The 999-nt window shown below is 70.3% G+C and carries 1 protein-coding gene; it reads left to right on the top strand.

Annotation, left to right across the window (positions count from 1 at the left end):
- Window positions 1-999 (top strand): acetyl-CoA C-acetyltransferase (locus G3N62_RS35595; protein WP_206141563.1); only part of this gene is annotated, 999 nt, incomplete at both ends.

The raw sequence follows: 999 nt of genomic DNA, 5'->3' as shown, positions 1-999 counted from the left end.
GGATCGGGGCAGAACCCGGCGCGGCAGTCGCTGATCAAGGCCGGGCTGCCGAACGCGGTGCCGGGGATGACGATCAACAAGGTGTGCGGCTCGGGCCTGAAGGCCGTGATGCTGGCGGCGAACGCGATCGTCGCGGGCGACGCGGACATCGTGATCGCGGGCGGCCAGGAGAACATGAGCGCGTCGCCGCACGTGCTGCCGGGCTCGCGCGACGGGTTCCGGATGGGCGACGCGAAGCTGGTCGACACGATGATCGTCGACGGCCTGTGGGACGTGTACAACCAGTACCACATGGGCATCACCGCGGAGAACGTCGCGAAGGAATACGGGATCACGCGCGAGGAGCAGGACGCGTTCGCGGCGCTGTCGCAGAACAAGGCGGAAGCCGCGCAGAAGGCCGGCCGTTTCGACGATGAAATCGTGCCGGTGTCGATTCCGCAACGCAAGGGCGAGCCGCTGCAGTTCGCCACCGACGAATTCGTGCGTCACGGCGTGACGGCGGAATCGCTGGCCGGTCTGAAGCCGGCGTTCTCGAAGGACGGCTCGGTGACGGCGGCGAACGCGTCGGGGCTGAACGACGGGGCGGCGGCGGTGCTGGTGATGTCGGCGCAGAAGGCGGCGGCGCTCGGCCTGACGCCGCTGGCGCGGATCAAGGCGTACGCGAACGCGGGCGTGGATCCGAGCGTGATGGGCATGGGCCCGGTGCCGGCGTCGCGCCGGTGCCTGGAGCGCGCGGGCTGGACGCCGGGCGACCTGGACCTGATGGAAATCAACGAGGCGTTCGCGGCGCAGGCGCTGGCGGTGCACAAGCAGATGGGCTGGGACACGTCGAAGGTGAACGTGAACGGCGGGGCGATCGCGATCGGCCATCCGATCGGCGCGTCGGGCTGCCGGATCCTGGTGACGCTGCTGCACGAGATGGCCAAGCGCGACGCGAAGCGCGGGCTGGCGTCGCTGTGCATCGGCGGCGGGATGGGTGTCGCGCTCGCGGTCGAGCGC

The sequence above is a fragment of the Burkholderia sp. Tr-20355 genome (assembly GCF_017104685.1).
GTDB lineage: Bacteria > Pseudomonadota > Gammaproteobacteria > Burkholderiales > Burkholderiaceae > Burkholderia > Burkholderia seminalis.
This window is presented reverse-complemented; position numbering and strand designations above follow the sequence as displayed.